Source organism: Aquibium microcysteis (assembly GCF_014495845.1).
Taxonomy (GTDB): Bacteria; Pseudomonadota; Alphaproteobacteria; order Rhizobiales; family Rhizobiaceae; genus Aquibium; species Aquibium microcysteis.
In genome coordinates this window covers 592,254-609,517 of record NZ_CP061080.1, presented here as the reverse complement: position 1 = coordinate 609,517, position 17,264 = coordinate 592,254, and the positions used below count along the sequence as shown (strand labels likewise).

Genomic DNA, 17,264 nt, shown 5'->3' with positions numbered 1-17,264 from the left:
CCCCCCATGTCCCAGATCGACCCCATCACCGTGGAAGTGGTCCGCAACGCCATCGTCGCCTATGGCGACGAGATGGCGAACGTCCTGGCCAAGTCCGCCTACAACATGATGATCTACGAGGTCCGCGACTATTGCTGCGGCTTGATCGACACCAGCGGCCGGATGATCTCGCAGAACCGCGGCGGCCTGCCGATCTTCCTCGCCGACCTCGGCGTGGCCGTCGAGGACGGCATCGCCCGATACGGGCTCGACGGCTTCGAGCCCGGCGACGTGCTGGTCATGAACCACGGCTACGTCTGCGGCCAGCACCTGAACAACGTCGTGCTCTACGCGCCCTGCTTCCATGAAGGCCGCCTCGTCGGCTTCGCCGCCAACCGCGCCCACTGGGTCGACATCGGCGGCATGCGCCAGGGCTTCGGCTCCTCGGCGACGACCGAGATCTTCGGCGAGGGCCTGCAGATGCGCTCGCTCAAGATCTTCCAGGCCGGAAAGCCCAACCAGACGCTGTTCCAGATCATCCGCGACAACGTGCGCTATCCCGACGCGAGCCTCGGCGACATGCGCGCGCAGATCGCCTCCTGCCAGGTCGGCGCCCGGCGCTACGGCGAACTCCTCGCCCGCTACGGCCAGGCGACCGTTGAGGCATGCATCCGGGAGGTCTGGAACCAGGCCGAGGCGACGACGCGGCGCGTGATCGAGAACATTCCCGACGGCGTCTACGAAGCCGAGAGCTTCCTCGACAATGACGGCCGCAACCTCGACAAGCCGCTGCGCATCAAAATCACCGTGACGGTGAAGGGGTCCGACCTCACCATCGACTACACCGGCACCAATCCGCAGGTACAGAGCCCGCTGAACTCGGGCCGCTCCGGCGGCATCGCCGGCGCCCGCGTCGCCTTCAAGGCCCTGACGTCGCCCGACGTCGACGTCAACGAAGGCTGCTTCCGCCCGCTGAACGTCATCCTGCCGGAAGGCACCATGCTGAGCGCCAAGCCGCCGGCCGCGCTCGGCCAGTGGAGCATCGCGCTGCCCACCGTCATCGACACCATCCTCAGGGCGCTGGCGCCTGCCATGCCCGACAAGGTGCCGGCCGCGCACAAGGGCGACATGGGCGGCTGCTCGTTCTTCGGCTTCCGCGAGGACGGCACCCGGTTCCTGCTGATGAACATCTTCGGCGGCGGCTGGGGCGGCCGGCCGCACGAGGACGGCGAGTCGGCCGCGGTTTCCGTCTGCCAGGGCGACGTGCGCAATTCTCCCGTGGAACTGCAGGAGATCAAGTATCCGGTGCTGATCGAGCGCCATGCGCTGCGCCAGGACAGCGGCGGGCCCGGCGAGCACCGCGGCGGCCTCGGGCTCGAGCTCACCTACCGGGTGCTGCAGACCTGCAAGGTCAACATCAATTTCGAGCGGACGCTGAACCCGCCCTGGGGCCTGAACGGCGGCCACGAGGCGGCGATCAACGAGGGTCGCGTCCGCAAGAAGGGCGGCACCGAGCGGGTGGTCTACAAGGAGACCGAGATCCTGCTCGAGGAAGGCGACGAGGTGACCTTCCTGACGGCCGGCGGCGGCGGCTTCGGCGATCCCGCGCGCCGCGCGCGGCGCGCGGTCGAGGGCGACCTCCGGGCCGGCCTGATCTCGGACCGGGCGGCCCGCTCCGCCTATGGCTACGCGCCGGCCCCCGCCGGCGCCGAACTGGCCGGAGCGGAGTGATGGCGGCGTCCGGACTCGCGCGCGACCGGATCGATCGCGTCTCCTCGATGATGAAGGAGGCCGGCGTCGACACGCTCGTCGTCTACGGCAACGCCTGGCAGAACGACTGCATGCGCTACGTCGCCGATTTCGGCATCCTCGAAGGCCAGGGGCTGGCCGTGATGCGCCGGTCCGGCGAGGTAACGCTCTATCTCGACAGCCCGCTCGAGGCGGACCGTGCCGGCGTCGAGAGCCCGGATCTCACCATCGTCCACGTCACCGATCTCGTCGCCGCCGTCGGCAAGGTGATGGCGAATGCCGGCAATTCGCGCATCGCGGCCGCGCCCATGCACCTTCTGCCGCGCGGGATCGCGGCGCGCTCGGCACAGCTTCGCCTGACCGACCTGACGCCGCAGCTCGAACTCCTGCTGATGCGCAAGCTTAACGCGGAAGTGGACGCGATCCGCGCCGCCGCGCACCTCGCCGACGAGGGCTATGCGGTGTTCCTCGAGGCCGCCCGGCCAGGCCGCGCGGATTACGAACTCGTCGCCGAGGTCGAGGCCTTCTACCGCGCCAAGGGCGTCGACGACAACTTCATGATCCTCGGCTGCGGCGGCACCGAGGTGCGCGGCATGGCGCCGCCGAGCGGCAAGCGCCTGAAGAAGGGCGACCTCGTCACCACCGAACTCACGCCCTGCATCGGCGGCTACTACGTCCAGATCTGCCGCACCCTGGTGATGGGCGAGCCGAGCGCCGAGCAACGGGCGGCCTTTTCGGTCTACGACGCGGCGCTGGAAGCCGGCATCGCGGCGGTGCGCCACGGCGCGCTGGCCTCGGATGTCGCGCGTGCGGAGAACGACGTGTTCCGCCGCCACGGTCTCGGCGACTACGTCACCGACGCCTACACCCGCGTCCGCGGGCACGGCCTCGGGCTCTACGTCGACACCAAGCCGCAGATCCTGGAGGACGTCCACATCCCGCTCGAAGCGGGAATGACGATCATCGTCCATCCCAACACCTATCATCCGGCTGTCGGCTACATGGTGCACGGCGACGCGCTGATCGTGCGGCAGGACGGAGCGGACGTGCTGACGGCCACGCCGCGCCGTCTGTTCAGCGTACCCGCGTGAGGAGGACGGCATGCGTCGCGGACTGATCGTCTGGAACCCCGAGGAGATCACCCGGGCGGCGCTCGACGCCCGCCTGGAGCGGCTGCGCGCGGCCCTGTCGAGAGACGGGCTGGACGCGATCATCCTCTACACCAACTTCGTGCGGCCGGCTGCGGTCGCCTACATGAGTTCCTTCTCGCCCTACTGGGCGGACGGCCTGCTGTTCATTCCCGCCGCCGGAGAGCCGATCTTCTCGACCTCGATGTCGACGCGGATGAACGGCTGGATCAGGTCCGTGAACCCGGTGGGCGACGTCGTCAACACGCGCCGGCCGGGCGTCCACGTCGGCGCCTGGCTGAACGATCATCCGGACGTCCGCAAGGTCGGGGTGGTCGAGATCGAAGGGCTTCCCGCGGGCATCTACGACGACCTCGCGGCCACCGCCCCGCAGGTCGCGCTGGTCGATGCGACCGCCCTATTCGCGGAGTTCCGCGGCCATGTCGACGCTACGGAGCACGCCCTCCTGTCGCGGGCGGCCGCGCTCGCCGACGAAGGGCTCGCCGCGGTCGACCCCCGGACCATGACGGATGCCGGCGCCGCGGTCGGGCGCGTCGAGCAGGTGGCGCGGCTCGGCGGCGCGGAGGAGGCCTACGTCGCCATCGCGCCCGACACGGCGTCGGACCTGCGGCTCGCGCGATTGTCCGGACCGGTCCGGCTCGGCCGGAGCTTCGCGGTGCGGTCGTCCGTCGCCTACAAGGGCGCATGGGTGCGGCGCACGCGCAGCTTCTCGGCCGACCCGGCGATCGCCGGACGGATCGCGCAGCTCGACGTCTGGTTCAAAGACCTTCTCGCCGAACTCGATCCGGGCCGGGGTCTGGCGCCGCAGATCGAGGCGGCGGCGGTCGCTGCCGGCGGCAGCCATCCGCGCGTGCTGGTCGAAAGCTGCAGCGGGACCTATCCCCTGCAGGCCATCGCATCGCCGGCGCAGCCGCCCCGCCCCGGCACGCTCTACGTCATCAGCCTCGCCATGCGGGCCGGCGAGACCGGCTGGATGGCGGCGGCGCCGGTGGTTCCCGGCCTGCCCCTCGCCGCGGCGTCGCCGGCGTCGGACGCCGCCTGATGCTCGGGGCGCTGGCCGAAAGGGTGCTTGCCGAGGCGGCTCCCGCCGACCTCGACCTGCGCGTCGCCGATGCGCTCAACGGCGCCTTCGCCGGCCTCGCGGCGCAAGAGGGCGGGATGCTGCTCGACCGGCTCAGGCCAGACGACGCGGCCGGACGCGCCGCCCTCGCCGCCGCGCTCATCCGCCTCTCCGAGACGGACGACATCCATCTCGGCTCCTGCATCACGCCCGGTTCGGTGGTGATCCCGGTGGCGCTCGCCCTGTCGGCCGAAATCCGCGGCGACGATCCCGACCGCTTCTGCCGCGCGGTTGCGGCCGGCTATGCCGCCGGGCTGCGGCTCGGCACCGCGATCGGCGGCGCGCGCGCGATGGAGGCGGGCGTCTGGCCGACCTTCCTCGCTGCACCGCTGATGGCCGCGACGACGGCGGCCGTGCTGCGCGGCTGCGACGCGGCCGGGCTCGCCAATGCCATGGCGCTGGCGCTCATCGGGCGCAGCGGGCGGCTCGGCCGGCCGGTCGGCAACGACACCGCGCGCTGGATCGCCTTCGGCCGCGCGGTCGGCAGCGGGATCGAGGCAGAAGCGGACGCGGCCGCCGGCTTCGTCGCCGACACGGGCCTCGTCTCCGAGGCCTGGCTCGCCGCCCAGTCGGCACCGCATCTCGTCGACGCGGGCGCGCTGCTGCGGCCGGACGGCCCCGGCATCGACGACACGGGCTACAAGCCCTTCGCCACGGCCCGGCAGGGCGCGACCGCCGTGGCCGCGCTCCAGGCTCTGGTGGTCGAGGAAGGGCTGGACCCGGCGACGATCGACCGCGTCCTGGTCGAGGTGCCAACCGGCAGCCACATGCTGGTGTCGCGGCCGCTCGTGGCGAACGACCGGCTGAGCACGCTGTCGAGCGCGGGATATCAGCTCGCGGCTGCCGCGCTCGCCCCCGATCTCCTGTACGACGCCGCGCGGCTCTACGCACCCGATGCCCGCATCCTCGCCTTCGCCGGACGGGTGGAGACGCGGGCCGCCGCCGACCTCGATGCCGACTGGCCGCGCTCCTGGCCGGGTCGGGTCAGCGTCGCCGTCGGCGGCCGGACGCTGCGGCGCGAAGTGAACCGGCTGGCGACCGATGCCGGCGCGGAGGGCGCCGAAGCGGCCGTTCGGCTGAAATTCGATCGCATGGCGGGCTGCCGTCCCGGAGGGCTGCGGCTCGAGCGCGGGTCCTGCGCCACCGGCGCAGGGCGGGCGGGGCTCTGGGAGGCGTTCCGGTCGCACTGCGACGACGGACGGAAGGAGTTCGACGGCCATGCACATCGTTGATTCGCATTTCCACTGGTGGCCGCGGCCGTTCTTCGAGGACCTGTGCCGCCGCACCGGCTTCCCGCGCGCGGTCGTCAACGATCTCGGCGGGTATACCTACCGGCGGCGGGCCGACGGCGCCGGCGACATCCGCAGCTGGGCGGCCTGGTACGACCTCGACGAGCAGTTCGCGCACATGGACGGCCTCGGCCACCAGGTCGACGTCGTCTCGTCGATCGGCCCCTTCTCGGTCTATTTCTCCGAGCTCGAGCCCGCGCACGGCCGCGACGAGGCGATGAAGTGGAACGAGCACATGGCCGGCGCCCAGCGCGCCTATCCCGGGCGGTTCTGGGGCAGCGCGGCGGTCCCGCTCGCCGACACGCAGGTCGCCCTCGACGTGCTGGAGCACGCGGTCGGAACGCTCGGCCTGATCGGCGTCAATCTGCCGGGCAGCATCGGCAGCGATCCGAACATCGACGCCCCGCGTCTCGAACCCTTCTACGCGCGGCTGGCCGAGCTCGGCGTCCCTGCCTTCCTCCATCCCACCGACGCGATCTTCGCCGACATGCTTTCCGGCTACGGCGGCGCGCTGCATCTCAGCCTCGGGCGGGTCATCGAGGTGAGCGTGGCGGCCTCGCGCCTCGTCCTGTCGGGCATCATGGAGCGCCATCCGGGGCTCAAGCTGGTGCTGTCGCATACCGGCGGCGCCCTGCCCTACCAGTCAGGCCGCATGGACAAGAACACGAAGAACGCCCGGCTGCCGCAGCCGGCCAGCACCTATCTCCGGCGCATGCACACGGATACGGTGTCGCCGCATTCGGCCGGCATGCGCTTCGCGATCGAGTACTACGGCATCGACAACGTCATGTACGGCACCGACTACCCGTGCTGGGATCCGGCCACCTGCCTGGCGCTCCTGGACGAGCTCGACCTTCCGGACGAAGACCGGACGAAACTGTTCCGGACCAACGCGGTCCGCATCCTCGGCCTGGCGGGCGCCGACGACCGCCGCTGACGGCGCCTATCGCGGCGGCGGCGCCGATCCCGCCGGATCGGACCGCAGGAAGGCGAGGAAGGGTTCGGCCGCCGCCGGCAGCGGCCGGTGCTCGGTCAGGGCGATGCGGACGTCGAGGAGCATGGGCTCGCAATCGACGTCCAGCAGCGCGAGCCGCCCCGATTTCACGTCCTGCTCGACGCTCGTCCAGAACGAGCACGTCAGGCCGACGCCCGCCAGCACGAGTTCGCGCAGCGGCGTGTATTCGTTGGTCTGCGCCACGACGTTGACCTCCGGCACACCCGCATTGTGCAGGACCTGGCGGACCGCCCGGCCGAACATCGACGGCGGCGGCCCGACGAAGGGAAAGGTGGCGAGCACCGAGGGCGCGATGCGCCTGGCGCCGGCCAGCGGATGTCCGGGCGCCGCGACCACCACCAGCCTTGTCCGGGTGAGGATGTTCGAGCTGACGTCGGTGACCGGGTCGTAGCTCACGAACTGGCCGATGTCGGCGGTACCGGAGCGGATGTCGCCGATCACGTCCTCGATGGTGCCGATGCGCAGCACCAGTTCGACCCCGCGGTTCTGCGAAGCGAACTTCGCCAGATCCGCCTGCATCCGCAGCGCCAGCGACCGCTGGCACGAGAAGACGATGCGGGTCACGTCCCGCCGCGCCGACTGGTCGAGGCTCTGCTCCAGCGCACGGGCGGAGGCGAGGATCTGGCGGGCGTGGCGAAGCACGAGTTCGCCGGCTTCGGTCAGCGCAGGACGCCGGCCCGGGCGGCGCTCGAACAGCGGCGCGCCGACCTGGGCTTCCAGGCTGGTGATGTGGGCGCTGACGGAGGCCTGCGAGATGTCGAGCCGGGTCGACGCGGCGCCGAAACCGCCGAACCGCACCACCGCTTCAAGCACCTCGAGCTGTCGCAGCGTGAGTGACAGCATCAGGGCCGCTCCGCCCCCGGAACAGCCGGAACGCCCGACACCGCCTCGCGACGAACCGCGGCACATCTTCGCCCGACACCGCCCGGCCAGGGCGCGCGCACGTCTCCCTGCCTCATTCCTTCGGTCCCGCCCGCAGGTCGCGGGCCTTGCGGCCGACATATTTCGCCGCGACCTCCGGATCGACGTCGGCCGCGTCCACCACGCCGATCAGGACACCCGTCCGGTCCGACCGGCCGCGCGCGGCGCGCAGCGCCTCGCTGGAGATCGTGGTGCGGGCGGCCGGCCGCCGCGCCCAGGCGGCCAGCCGGTCGACCAGCGCCGCGCGCACCGCCTCGTGGGCGGGCGACGCCCCCAGATCGTCCAGTTCGCCCGGGTCGGCGTCGAGGTCGAACAGCATCGGCCTGAAGCCGCCCTCGAAATGGATCAGTTTGAAGCGCCCGTCGAAGACCATGAACATGCGCGCCTCGGCGGGGCCGAGACCGAGCGTTCCGGCGAGCGTCGTCGCCGCATAGTCGTATTCGCAGAACACCGCCGCGCGGGCCGGCGCCGCCCCGCCGCGCAGAACCGGCAGCAGCGAGAAGCCCTCGAGCACGTGGTCGAGGCGGGCCGGGTCGCCGCCTGCCGCCTCCACGAAGGTCGGCAGCAGGTCGATGCTCTCGACCAGCGCGTCGCAGGTGGTGCCGCGCGTTGAGTCCGCCGCCGGCGACGGGTCGTAGACGATCAGCGGCACCTTCACGCTGGCGTCGTGGAAGAAGGTCTTCTCCCCCATCCAGTGGTCGCCCATGAAGTCGCCGTGATCGGAGGTGACGACGATCATCGTCTCGTCCATCCGCCCGGTCTTCTCCAGCCAGTCGATGAGGACGCCCATCTGGTCGTCGCACTGCTTGATCAGGCCCATATAGGCCCGCAGCACCTTGTCGCGGACGTCGTCGCGCGACAGGGCCCGGCCGACCGGGGCGTTCTGGAAGCCGCGGAACACCGGATGGTCGGTCTCGCGTTCGGCCTGCGCGCGGACCGGCGGCAGCACGTCCTGCGGGCCGTACATCGAGGCATAGGGCTCCGGTGCGATGTAGGGCCAGTGCGGCTTGATGTAGCTCAGATGGCAGAGCCAGCGCCGGTCGCCCTGGCTCTCGATGAACTCCATGCCGCGGCGCGTCAGGTACGGCGTCTCGCTGTCCTCCTCGCGAATGTTGGCGGGACGATCGGCATTCGTCAGGAACCAGCCGGACAGGACCTTGCCGGCCTCGTCGATCCCGGAATTGGCATGATCGTGCCAGGGGTTGTCGCCCTCGTAGCCTCTCCCGCGCAGATAGTCGTTGTAGGCCAGCGCCCCGCGCGGATCGTAGAACCCGTCCGGACCTTCCGGGCGCATGCCGTCGTCGCGCTCGAAGACGTCGAAGCCGCATTCGCCGACGCGGGCGCCGATCACGCTGTCGGGTTCGAGGCCCAGCCGCCGCATGCCTTCGGCGTCGGCTGCCATGTGCGTCTTGCCGACCAGCCAGCAGCCCATGCCGAGATCGCGCAGATGGTCGCCCATGGTGCGTTCTCCGACCTTCAGCGGAACGTTGTTGAAGGAGGCACCGTGGCTGTGCACGTAGCGCCCTGTATAGGTCGACATGCGCGAGGGGCCGCACAGCGGCGACTGGATGTAGGCCCGCGTGAAGCGCACGCCCCTCCCCGCCAGCCGGTCGATGTGCGGCGTCTTCAGGAAGGGGTGGCCGGAACAGCTCAGATAGTCCCACCGAAGCTGATCGAACATGATGAAGAGGATGTTCCTGGGCTCCGCCATGCGGCTCTCACTCCCTTCGTCGACGCCCTCGCGCGACGGACCGGCGCAGGGCTTGCGCCGCGACCGTAGCGGCGATCCCCGCGCAAGGGAAACCGGAAACCGCGATCGGCCGCCGCGCGGGTGGCCTTCGGGCGAGAAACGCGCCGGCGGCGCGCAGGTCCGTCCGGCCGCGGCCTCTTTACGCGCCGTTTATGCCGCGCCCTCGCCTTCCACATCGCGCGTTGATGGCGCCGAGGCCTAGATCGGGGGCTCCCGAAACCCCGGAGCCTCCCATGCTGGACATCCTCTTCATCGCGCTTGCCGCCGGCTTCTTCCTCGCCGCAACCCTCGGCGTTCGCCTGCTCGAACGGCTGTGAGGCGCGCCATGACGATCGATCTCATCGTCGGCGGCGCCGTCGCGGCCCTCCTCCTCGTCTATCTCGGCATCGCGCTGGTCAGGCCGGAACGGTTCTGACCGCACAGGCCGCGGTCCGGTCCGCCCGGACGTCGCGCAAGGATATCCCTCATGGCACCCGACATTCTACAGTTCATCCTCTACGCGGTCGTCCTGACCGCGCTCGCCTGGCCGCTCGGCCTCCATCTCGCAGCCGTCTACGAAGGCCGGCCGACCGTGCTCTCGCCGGTGCTGGCACCGGTCGAGCGCGGCATCCTGGCGCTCGCGGGCGTCCGTGCCGGCGAGCGCCAGCACTGGACGCGCTATGCGCTGTCGGTGCTCGCCTTCAGCCTCGGCTCGGTGCTGCTGCTCTACGCCATCCTGCGGCTGCAGCACCTCCTGCCCTTCAATCCGCAGGGCTTTGCCGCGCTGCCGCCCGACCTCGCCTTCAACACCGCCGTCTCCTTCGCCACCAACACCAACTGGCAGGCCTATGGCGGCGAGACCACGATGTCGTCGCTCAGCCAGATGGCGGGCCTCACCGTGCAGAACTTCGTCTCGGCCGGTGCCGGCATGGCGGTCTGCGCGGCTGTCATCCGCGGCTTCTTCGGCCGCGAGCAGAAGGTCCTCGGCAATTTCTGGGTCGACCTGACCCGATCCGTGCTCCACGTCCTGCTGCCGCTCGCCATCCTCCTGACGCTCTTCCTGGTCTGGCAGGGCGTGCCGCAGAACCTCGTCGCCTCGGCGACCGCCACGACCGTGGAAGGCGCGCAGCAGACCCTCGCCCAGGGCCCGGCCGCCTCGCAGATCGCCATCAAGCAGCTCGGCACCAATGGCGGCGGCTATTTCAACGCCAATTCGTCCGTCCCCTACGAGAACCCCACCCCGCTCTCGAACTTCGCCGAGATGATTGCGATCCTGCTCGTCCCGGCCGCCTTCTGCTTCATGTTCGGCCGCATGGTGCGCGACATGCGCCAGGGGGTCGCGATCTTCGCGGCGATGGGCGTCCTGTTCCTCGCCGCGCTCGCGCTCACCTACGGCTCGGAGATCGCCGGCAACCCCGCCTTCGCGCCGCTGCCGGTCGAGCAGGCGGCCGGCAACATGGAGGGTAAGGAGGTCCGCTTCGGCGTCGGCAATTCCGCGCTCTGGGCCACCGCCACGACGGCCGCCTCCAACGGCTCGGTCAATGCCATGCACGACAGCTTCATGCCGCTCGGCGCCCTGGCGCCCATGCTCCTGATGCAGGTCGGCGAGGTCGTGTTCGGCGGCGTCGGCTCCGGCTTCTACGGCATGCTGTCCTTCGTCGTGCTCACCGTCTTCCTCGCCGGGCTGATGGTCGGCCGCACCCCCGAATATCTCGGCAAGAAGATCGAGGCGCGCGAGGTCAAGCTCGCGGTGATCGCCTTCCTCGTCATGCCCTTCGGCGTGCTGGGGCTCGGCGCGCTCGCCGCCGTGCTGCCGGTCGCCCTCGCCTCGCTGCAGGACGCCGGACCGCACGGGCTCTCCGAGATCCTCTACGCCTATTCCTCGGCGACGGGGAACAACGGCTCGGCCTTCGCCGGTTTCGGCGCGAACACGCCCTACCAGAACGCCATGCTCGGCATCGCCATGCTTCTCGGCCGCTTCGCCACCATCGTGCCGATGCTGGCGATGGCCGGGTCGCTGGCGGCCAGGAAGTCGGCGCCGGCCTCGTCGGGCACCTTCCCGACGCACGGTCCGCTCTTCGTCACCCTGCTCGTCGCCGTGATCCTCATCCTCGGCGGCCTCACCTTCTTCCCGGCGCTGGCGCTGGGCCCCATCGCCGAGCACGTCTCGATGCTCGCCGGCCGGACCTTCTGAGCCCCGCCCCCGGAGACCTTCCCATGCGCACCCCATCCGACATGTCCCTCTTCGACCGGCGCGTCACCGGTCCCGCCCTGCGGGCCGCCTTCGCCAAGCTCCACCCGCGCGTCATGGCGAAAAACCCCGTCATGTTCGTCACCGAAGTGGTGGCCGCACTGTCGACGCTGCTCTTCCTGCGCGACCTCGCCGTCGGCGGCGTGAACCTCGCGGTGTCCGGCCAGATCGCGGCCTGGCTCTGGTTCACCGTCTATTTCGCCAATATCGCCGAGGCGATCGCGGAGGGCCGCGGCAAGGCCCGCGCCGACACGCTGCGCGCCACCCAGTCCGAGACGCCGGCGCGCAAGCTGGCGTCGCCCGGCGCGGACACCCATGAGGTGGTGTCCAGCCGCTCGCTCAGATCAGGCGACCTCGTGCTGGTCGAGACCGGCGACATCGTGCCCGCCGACGGCGAGATCGTCGCGGGCATCGCCTCGGTCGACGAAAGCGCGATCACGGGCGAATCCGCCCCCGTCATCCGCGAGGCCGGCGGCGACCGCTCGGCGGTCACGGGCGGCACGCGGGTCGTGTCGGACCGGATCACGGTCCGCATCACCGCCCGGGCCGGCGAAAGCTTTCTCGACCGCATGATCGCGATGGTCGAGGGCGCGGAGCGCCAGAAGACGCCGAACGAGATCGCGCTCGACATCCTGCTCGCCGGCATGACGATCATCTTCCTTGTCGTGGTGGTGACGCTGCAGCCCTTCGTCATCCATTCCGGCGCCTTCGTGCCGGTGATCTTCCTCGTCGCCCTGCTCGTCACGCTGATCCCCACCACGATCGGCGGGCTGCTCTCGGCCATCGGCATCGCCGGCATGGACCGGCTGGTGAAGGCCAACGTCATCGCCAAGTCGGGCCGTGCGGTGGAGGCGGCCGGCGACGTCGACGTGCTGCTTCTCGACAAGACCGGCACCATCACCTTCGGCGCGCGCATGGCCGACGCCTTCGACACGCTGCCGGGCGTCGCGCCGCGGGCGATGGCCGAGGCCGCGCTGCTGTCCTCGCTCGCCGACGAGACGCCGGAGGGCCGCTCGATCGTCGACTTCGCCCGCAAGCTGCTCGGCGCCGCATCGGACGGAGAAGGCCGCGTCGCCGAGGCGATCCCCTTCTCGGCCAACACCCGCCTCTCGGGGGCGACGCTGCGCGACGGGTCGGCGCTGCGCAAGGGCGCGGCGGACTCCATCCTCGCCTGGTGCGGGACGACGGCCACCCCGGAACTGCGCAGCCTGGTCGAGGCGATCGCCCGGTCCGGCGGCACGCCGCTGCTCGTCGCCCGCGACCGCAAGGTGCTCGGCGTCGTCCACCTCAAGGACATCGTCAAGCCCGGCATCCGCGAGCGCTTCGCCGAGCTGCGCCGCATGGGCGTGCGCACGGTCATGGTCACGGGCGACAATCCGCTGACGGCTGCGGCGATTGCCGCCGAGGCCGGCGTCGACGACTTCCTCGCCGAGGCGACGCCCGAGCGCAAGCTGGAGCTGATCCGCAAGGAGCAGGCCGAAGGCAGGCTGGTGGCCATGTGCGGCGACGGCTCCAACGACGCGCCGGCGCTGGCGCAGGCCGATGTCGGCGTGGCCATGAACACGGGCACGCCGGCCGCCAGGGAGGCCGGCAACCTGATCGACCTCGATTCGGACCCGACGAAGCTCATCGAGATCGTGCTGGTCGGCAAGCAGCTGCTGATCTCCCGCGGCGCGCTCACCACCTTCTCGGTCGCCAACGACGTGGCGAAGTATTTCGCCATCCTGCCGGCGCTGTTCGTCACCGCCTATCCCGCGCTCGACGCGCTGAACGTCATGCGGCTCGGCAGCCCCGGCAGCGCCATCCTGTCGGCCGTCATCTTCAACGCGCTGGTCATCGTCGCGCTGATCCCGCTGGCGCTGCGCGGCGTCCGCTACCAGCCCGCCTCCGCGGCGAGCCTGCTGCGCCGGAACCTTCTCGTCTACGGTCTCGGCGGGCTCGTCGTTCCTTTCCTCGGCATCAAGGCGATCGACGTCATTGTCAACGCCGCCGGCATCGTATGAGGTGACGCCATGCTTTCCGAACTCAGACCCGCGCTGACCCTGCTCGCGCTCTTCACCGCCCTCACCGGCATCGCCTATCCGTTGGCCATGACCGGCGCCGCGCAGGCGCTGTTCCCCGCGCAGGCGAACGGCAGCCTCGTCGAACGCGACGGCCGGATCGTCGGCTCCGCGCTCGTCGGCCAGGCCTTTTCGGGTGACGCCTACGTCCACGGGCGCCCGTCGGCGGCCGGCGCCGGCTACGACGCGTCTGCGAGCGGCGGCAGCAATCTCGGACCGACCTCGAAGGCGCTGATCGACCGTGTCGCGGCCGATGCGCAGCGCATCGGTGCGGCGAACGGCGGCGGGCGCGTCCCGCTCGATCTCGTCACCGCCTCCGGCTCCGGCCTCGATCCGCACGTCTCCCCGGAGGCGGCGTTCTATCAGGTCCCGCGCGTCGCCGCCGCCCGCGGCGCCGACGTCGCGGCGGTCCGGGCGATCGTGGCCGCGCATGTCGAAGGCCGAACCCTCGGCCTCCTCGGCGAGCCGCGCGTCAACGTCCTGCGGCTGAACCTCGCGCTCGACGAGCGCTTCCCCGTTCGCGCGGCCGGCGGGTGACCATGGAGAGGGAAAGCCGCCCGCACCCGGAGGCCCTGCTCGCGGAAGCCGCCAAGGAGGGTCGCGGGCGGCTGAAGATCTTCCTCGGCGCCGCGCCGGGGGTCGGCAAGACCTACGCCATGCTGGAGGCGGCGCAGCGGCGACGGGCCGACGGCGTCGACGTGGTCGTCGGCGTGGTCGAGACGCATGGCCGCGCCGAGACCGAGCGGCTGACCTTCGGTCTCGACGTGCTGCCCCGCGCCCGCATCCCCTATGGCGGCCGGCTGCTGGCCGAGATGGACCTCGACGGCCTCCTGGCACGGCGGCCGGCGCTGGCCCTCGTCGACGAACTCGCCCACACCAACGTGCCGGGCAGCCGCCACGCCAAGCGCTGGCAGGACGTCGAGGAACTGCTCGCCGCCGGCATCGACGTCTATTCGACGCTCAACGTCCAGCACCTCGAGAGCCTCAACGACGTCGTCGCCCGTATCGCGCGGGTGAAGGTGCGAGAGACGGTGCCCGACAAGGTGCTCGAACTCGCCGAGGAGATCGAGCTCATCGACCTGCCGCCGGAGGAGCTGATCGAGCGGCTGCGCCAGGGCAAGGTCTACGTCCACGACCAGATCGCCCGCGCGGTCCAGAACTTCTTCTCCAAGGGCAACCTGACGGCGCTGCGCGAACTCGCCATGCGGGTTGCCGCCGACCGCGTCGACGCGCAGATGGCCGCACACATGCGCAGCCACGCCATTCCCGGCCCCTGGCCGACGCAGGACCGCGTGCTGGTCTGCGTCAACGAGGCGCCGGTCTCCAAGGCGCTGGTGCGGGCGGCCCGGCGCATGGCCGAGCGGTCGCGCACCGACTGGATCGCCGCCAGCGTCGCCACGCCGCGCTCCGAGCACCTGTCGGACGCCGCCAAGGATGCGATCGCCGAGACGCTGCGGCTGGCCGAATCGCTCGGCGCCGAGATCGCCACGATCAACGCCGAGAGCCACGTGGCCGACGAGATCCTGGCCTTCGCGCGCGCCCGCAACGTCTCGCGCATCGTCATCGGCCGGCCGCGGCCGCGGCTCCTCACCGCCTGGTTCACGCGCGAGACCGTCGCCGGTGAGATCATCCGCAAGGCCGCCGAATTCGAGGTGACGATCGTCTCGGCCGATCCGGCGCAGGCCGGCACGTCGCCGATCCGCGGCCCCTCGCTCCTCCCCGGGCGCGACTACGGCGCCTATCTGTGGGCGACCGGCGCGGTGGCGGCGGCCACCGTCGTCGCCGTCTTCGTCAACCGCGTCTTTCCGGTCGAGAGCCTGTCGCTGTTCTTCCTGGTCGCCGTGCTCGGCGTGGCCGCGCGCTTCGGGCTCTGGCCCTCGATCTACACCAGCGTGCTGGCGTTCCTCGGCTACAATTTCTTCCTCACCGAGCCCTTCTTCACCTTCGAGGTCGCCCACCAGGACCTCGTGCTGACGCTGTTCCTGTTCCTGGCGGTGGCGATCGTCACCGGCAACCTTGCCGCCCGCCTGCGCGACCAGGCGCGGGCGCAGCGCGCCATCGCCAGGCGGACAGGAAACCTGTTCGACTTCGCCCGCAAGGTGGCGAGCGTCGCCTCGCTCGACGACGTCGTCTGGGCAGCCGTCACCCATGTCGCCTCCACCATGCAGTGCTCCTCGCTGATCCTGATGCCCGACCGCGACGGCACGCTGTCGATCGCCGGTGGCATGCCGCCCGAGGACCATCTCGAGCCCAAGGACCGGGGCGCGGCCGAATGGGCCTGGTCGCGGCGCGAGCCGGCGGGATGGTCGTCGCCGACGCTGCCCACGGCGAACTGGCTGTTCCTGCCGATGAAGAGCGCTGAGGCGGTGCACGGCCTGCTCGGCGTCCGCTTCGGGACGCGCCAGTACATCACCACCGAGGAGCGGCGGCTGCTCGAATCGCTGGTCGATCAGGTCGGCATCGCCATCGAGCGCACCAGGCTCGCCGCCGACATGGAACAGTCGCGGCTGCTGGCCGAGACCGAGAGCCTGCGCGCTGCCCTCCTCTCCTCCGTCAGCCATGACCTGCGCACCCCGCTGGTCTCGATCATCGGCGCGGCGACGGCGCTGGTCGATTCGGGCGAGGCGCTCGGCCGGGAGGGGCGCAACGCGATGGCCGAGACGATCCGCGACGAGGGCGAGCGGCTGAACCGCTACGTCCAGAACCTGCTCGACATGACCCGGCTCGGCTACGGCGCGCTGAAGGTCTCGCGCGAGCCGGTCGACCTGCGCGAAGTCGTCGGCCGCGCGCTGCGGCGGCTGGCGCGCGACCTCGCCGGCCACCGCGTGGTGCGCGATCTCGACGCCGCGCTGCCCGACGTTCCGGGCGATGCCGTGCTCCTCGAACAGGTCGTGACCAACATCCTCGACAATGCCGCCAAATACGCCCCCGCGGGCACCGCCGTCACCGTCTCGGCGCGGCAGGCCGGCGGCGACGTCGTCCTGTCGATCGCCGACGAGGGACCCGGCATCCCCGAGGCCGACCGGGCGCATGTCTTCGACATGTTCTTCCGCGTGCGCGCCGGCGACGGGCAGCCCGGCGGCACGGGGCTCGGCCTCGCCATCGCCCGCGGCATCGTCGACGCGCATGGCGGCTCGATCCGCGCCGAGGCGGCCTCTCCGGGCGGTCGCGGCACGCGCATCATCATCGCCCTGCCGCTTGCGGCGGGCGCCGAGGGTAGGAAGCCATGAACACCGGCCGCATCCTGCTCGTCGAGGACGATCCCGGCATCCGCCGCTTCCTGCGGGTGGCACTGGAAGCGCAGGGGTTCACGCTGCAGGAGGCCGCGTCCGGCCGCGAGGGCATCGGCCTGGCCGCCACCGCGCAGCCCGATCTCGTCGTGCTCGACCTCGGCCTGCCGGACATGGACGGCAAGGCGGTGATCGCCAGCATCCGCGACTGGTCGCCGGTGCCGATCCTGATCCTGTCGGTGCGCCAGGCGGAGGAGGAGAAGGTCGCCGCGCTCGACGCCGGCGCCAACGACTACGTCGTCAAGCCGTTCGGAATCGGCGAGCTGCTGGCGCGCGTGCGGGCGCTGCTGCGCGCCGCGCGCGGCGGTGCGGCGCCGGTGCCCGAGATCGTGCTGCACGACCTGCATGTCGACCTCGCCCGCCACGCGGTGACGCTCGCGGGCGAACCCGTGAAGCTGACGCGCAAGGAGTTCGACCTCCTGGCGCTGCTGGCGCGCAATGCCGGCCGCATCGTCACGCACCGGCAGCTGCTCGCCGACGTCTGGGGGCCGGCGCACGAGCACGACCTGCAGTACCTGCGCGTCTTCGTCGGCCGGCTGCGCGCCAAGCTCGGCGACGACCCGGCCGCGCCGCGCTTCATCCTCAACGAGCCCGGCGTCGGCTACCGCTTCCTGGACTGAAGCCGCCGGCCGCAGCCCTCCCGCCGCCGTCCGGCCCGTGTCATACTGCCGTCGCGGACCCGCCCCACAGAGGCGGTCGAGCAAACCCACCGT

At 71.2% G+C, this 17,264-nt stretch carries 13 protein-coding genes; 11 read left to right on the top strand and 2 right to left on the bottom strand.

Annotation, left to right across the window (positions count from 1 at the left end):
- The first annotated feature begins 6 nt into the window (after nt 1–6).
- The 5 genes from IAI54_RS02780 to IAI54_RS02760 are packed head-to-tail and all read left to right on the top strand — an operon-like array spanning nt 7 to nt 6,222.
- Nucleotides 7–1,710, top strand: coding sequence for a hydantoinase B/oxoprolinase family protein (locus IAI54_RS02780; RefSeq protein WP_187970907.1), 1,704 nt, complete (start codon nt 7–9; stop codon nt 1,708–1,710).
- On the top strand, nt 1,710–2,819 hold the full coding sequence (locus IAI54_RS02775) for a M24 family metallopeptidase (RefSeq protein WP_187970906.1): 1,110 nt from the start codon (nt 1,710–1,712) through the stop codon (nt 2,817–2,819). The genes IAI54_RS02780 and IAI54_RS02775 overlap by 1 nt, the downstream gene beginning before the upstream one ends.
- A gap of 10 nt (nt 2,820–2,829) precedes the next feature.
- Nucleotides 2,830–3,918 (top strand): aminopeptidase P family N-terminal domain-containing protein, encoded by a 1,089-nt coding sequence (locus IAI54_RS02770; protein WP_187970905.1) that lies wholly within the window; start codon nt 2,830–2,832, stop codon nt 3,916–3,918.
- Nucleotides 3,918–5,228 carry an MmgE/PrpD family protein gene (locus tag IAI54_RS02765; RefSeq protein WP_187970904.1) on the top strand — a complete coding sequence of 437 codons (1,311 nt, stop codon included), beginning with the start codon at nt 3,918–3,920 and terminating at the stop codon, nt 5,226–5,228. Before IAI54_RS02770 ends, IAI54_RS02765 begins: the two co-directional genes overlap by 1 nt.
- Nucleotides 5,215–6,222, top strand: a complete 1,008-nt coding sequence (locus IAI54_RS02760) for an amidohydrolase family protein (RefSeq protein ID WP_187970903.1) — start codon at nt 5,215–5,217, stop codon at nt 6,220–6,222. The genes IAI54_RS02765 and IAI54_RS02760 overlap by 14 nt, the downstream gene beginning before the upstream one ends.
- A gap of 6 nt (nt 6,223–6,228) precedes the next feature.
- Here IAI54_RS02760 and IAI54_RS02755 read toward each other — a convergent pair whose 3' ends face one another.
- Together IAI54_RS02755 and IAI54_RS02750 are read right to left on the bottom strand one after the other, a co-directional pair.
- Complete coding sequence (locus tag IAI54_RS02755; protein ID WP_187970902.1) at nt 6,229–7,143, bottom strand: LysR family transcriptional regulator; 915 nt, start codon at nt 7,141–7,143, stop codon at nt 6,229–6,231.
- Nucleotides 7,144–7,255: 112 nt separating this feature from the next.
- Nucleotides 7,256–8,932 carry a sulfatase-like hydrolase/transferase gene (locus IAI54_RS02750; protein ID WP_187970901.1) on the bottom strand — a complete coding sequence of 559 codons (1,677 nt, stop codon included), beginning with the start codon at nt 8,930–8,932 and terminating at the stop codon, nt 7,256–7,258.
- A gap of 364 nt (nt 8,933–9,296) precedes the next feature.
- On the opposite strand from IAI54_RS02750, the gene kdpF reads away from it, so the two are divergent.
- Genes kdpF through IAI54_RS02720 form a run of 6 tightly spaced genes read left to right on the top strand, consistent with a single transcriptional unit; the run spans nt 9,297 to nt 17,171 of the window.
- Nucleotides 9,297–9,386, top strand: a complete 90-nt coding sequence (gene kdpF, locus IAI54_RS02745) for a K(+)-transporting ATPase subunit F (protein WP_187970900.1) — start codon at nt 9,297–9,299, stop codon at nt 9,384–9,386.
- A 51-nt stretch (nt 9,387–9,437) separates the two neighbouring features.
- A complete protein-coding gene (gene kdpA, locus IAI54_RS02740; protein WP_187970899.1) occupies nt 9,438–11,144 on the top strand; it encodes a potassium-transporting ATPase subunit KdpA in 1,707 nt (568 codons plus the stop codon).
- A gap of 23 nt (nt 11,145–11,167) precedes the next feature.
- Nucleotides 11,168–13,204, top strand: coding sequence for a potassium-transporting ATPase subunit KdpB (kdpB, locus tag IAI54_RS02735; protein ID WP_187970898.1), 2,037 nt, complete (start codon nt 11,168–11,170; stop codon nt 13,202–13,204).
- Between the two features lie 9 nt (nt 13,205–13,213).
- Nucleotides 13,214–13,798 (top strand): potassium-transporting ATPase subunit KdpC, encoded by a 585-nt coding sequence (kdpC, locus tag IAI54_RS02730; RefSeq protein WP_187970897.1) that lies wholly within the window; start codon nt 13,214–13,216, stop codon nt 13,796–13,798.
- Nucleotides 13,799–13,800: 2 nt separating this feature from the next.
- Nucleotides 13,801–16,491 carry a sensor histidine kinase gene (locus tag IAI54_RS02725; protein WP_187970896.1) on the top strand — a complete coding sequence of 897 codons (2,691 nt, stop codon included), beginning with the start codon at nt 13,801–13,803 and terminating at the stop codon, nt 16,489–16,491.
- On the top strand, nt 16,488–17,171 hold the full coding sequence (locus tag IAI54_RS02720; protein WP_187970895.1) for a response regulator: 684 nt from the start codon (nt 16,488–16,490) through the stop codon (nt 17,169–17,171). The genes IAI54_RS02725 and IAI54_RS02720 overlap by 4 nt, the downstream gene beginning before the upstream one ends.
- The last annotated feature ends 93 nt before the right edge of the window (nt 17,172–17,264 follow it).

Excerpts from the sequence above, each read along its gene's own strand:
- IAI54_RS02755 (WP_187970902.1), bottom strand. The coding sequence starts at position 7,143 with ATGCTGTCACTCACGCTGCGACAGCTCGAGGTGCTTGAAGCGGTGGTG.
- IAI54_RS02760 (WP_187970903.1), top strand. The coding sequence starts at position 5,215 with ATGCACATCGTTGATTCGCATTTCCACTGGTGGCCGCGGCCGTTCTTC.
- IAI54_RS02775 (WP_187970906.1), top strand. The coding sequence starts at position 1,710 with ATGGCGGCGTCCGGACTCGCGCGCGACCGGATCGATCGCGTCTCCTCG.
- kdpF (WP_187970900.1), top strand. The coding sequence starts at position 9,297 with ATGACGATCGATCTCATCGTCGGCGGCGCCGTCGCGGCCCTCCTCCTC.
- IAI54_RS02720 (WP_187970895.1), top strand. The coding sequence starts at position 16,488 with ATGAACACCGGCCGCATCCTGCTCGTCGAGGACGATCCCGGCATCCGC.
- IAI54_RS02765 (WP_187970904.1), top strand. The coding sequence starts at position 3,918 with ATGCTCGGGGCGCTGGCCGAAAGGGTGCTTGCCGAGGCGGCTCCCGCC.
- IAI54_RS02750 (WP_187970901.1), bottom strand. The coding sequence starts at position 8,932 with ATGGCGGAGCCCAGGAACATCCTCTTCATCATGTTCGATCAGCTTCGG.
- kdpA (WP_187970899.1), top strand. The coding sequence starts at position 9,438 with ATGGCACCCGACATTCTACAGTTCATCCTCTACGCGGTCGTCCTGACC.
- IAI54_RS02725 (WP_187970896.1), top strand. The coding sequence starts at position 13,801 with ATGGAGAGGGAAAGCCGCCCGCACCCGGAGGCCCTGCTCGCGGAAGCC.
- kdpC (WP_187970897.1), top strand. The coding sequence starts at position 13,214 with ATGCTTTCCGAACTCAGACCCGCGCTGACCCTGCTCGCGCTCTTCACC.
- IAI54_RS02780 (WP_187970907.1), top strand. The coding sequence starts at position 7 with ATGTCCCAGATCGACCCCATCACCGTGGAAGTGGTCCGCAACGCCATC.
- IAI54_RS02770 (WP_187970905.1), top strand. The coding sequence starts at position 2,830 with ATGCGTCGCGGACTGATCGTCTGGAACCCCGAGGAGATCACCCGGGCG.
- kdpB (WP_187970898.1), top strand. The coding sequence starts at position 11,168 with ATGCGCACCCCATCCGACATGTCCCTCTTCGACCGGCGCGTCACCGGT.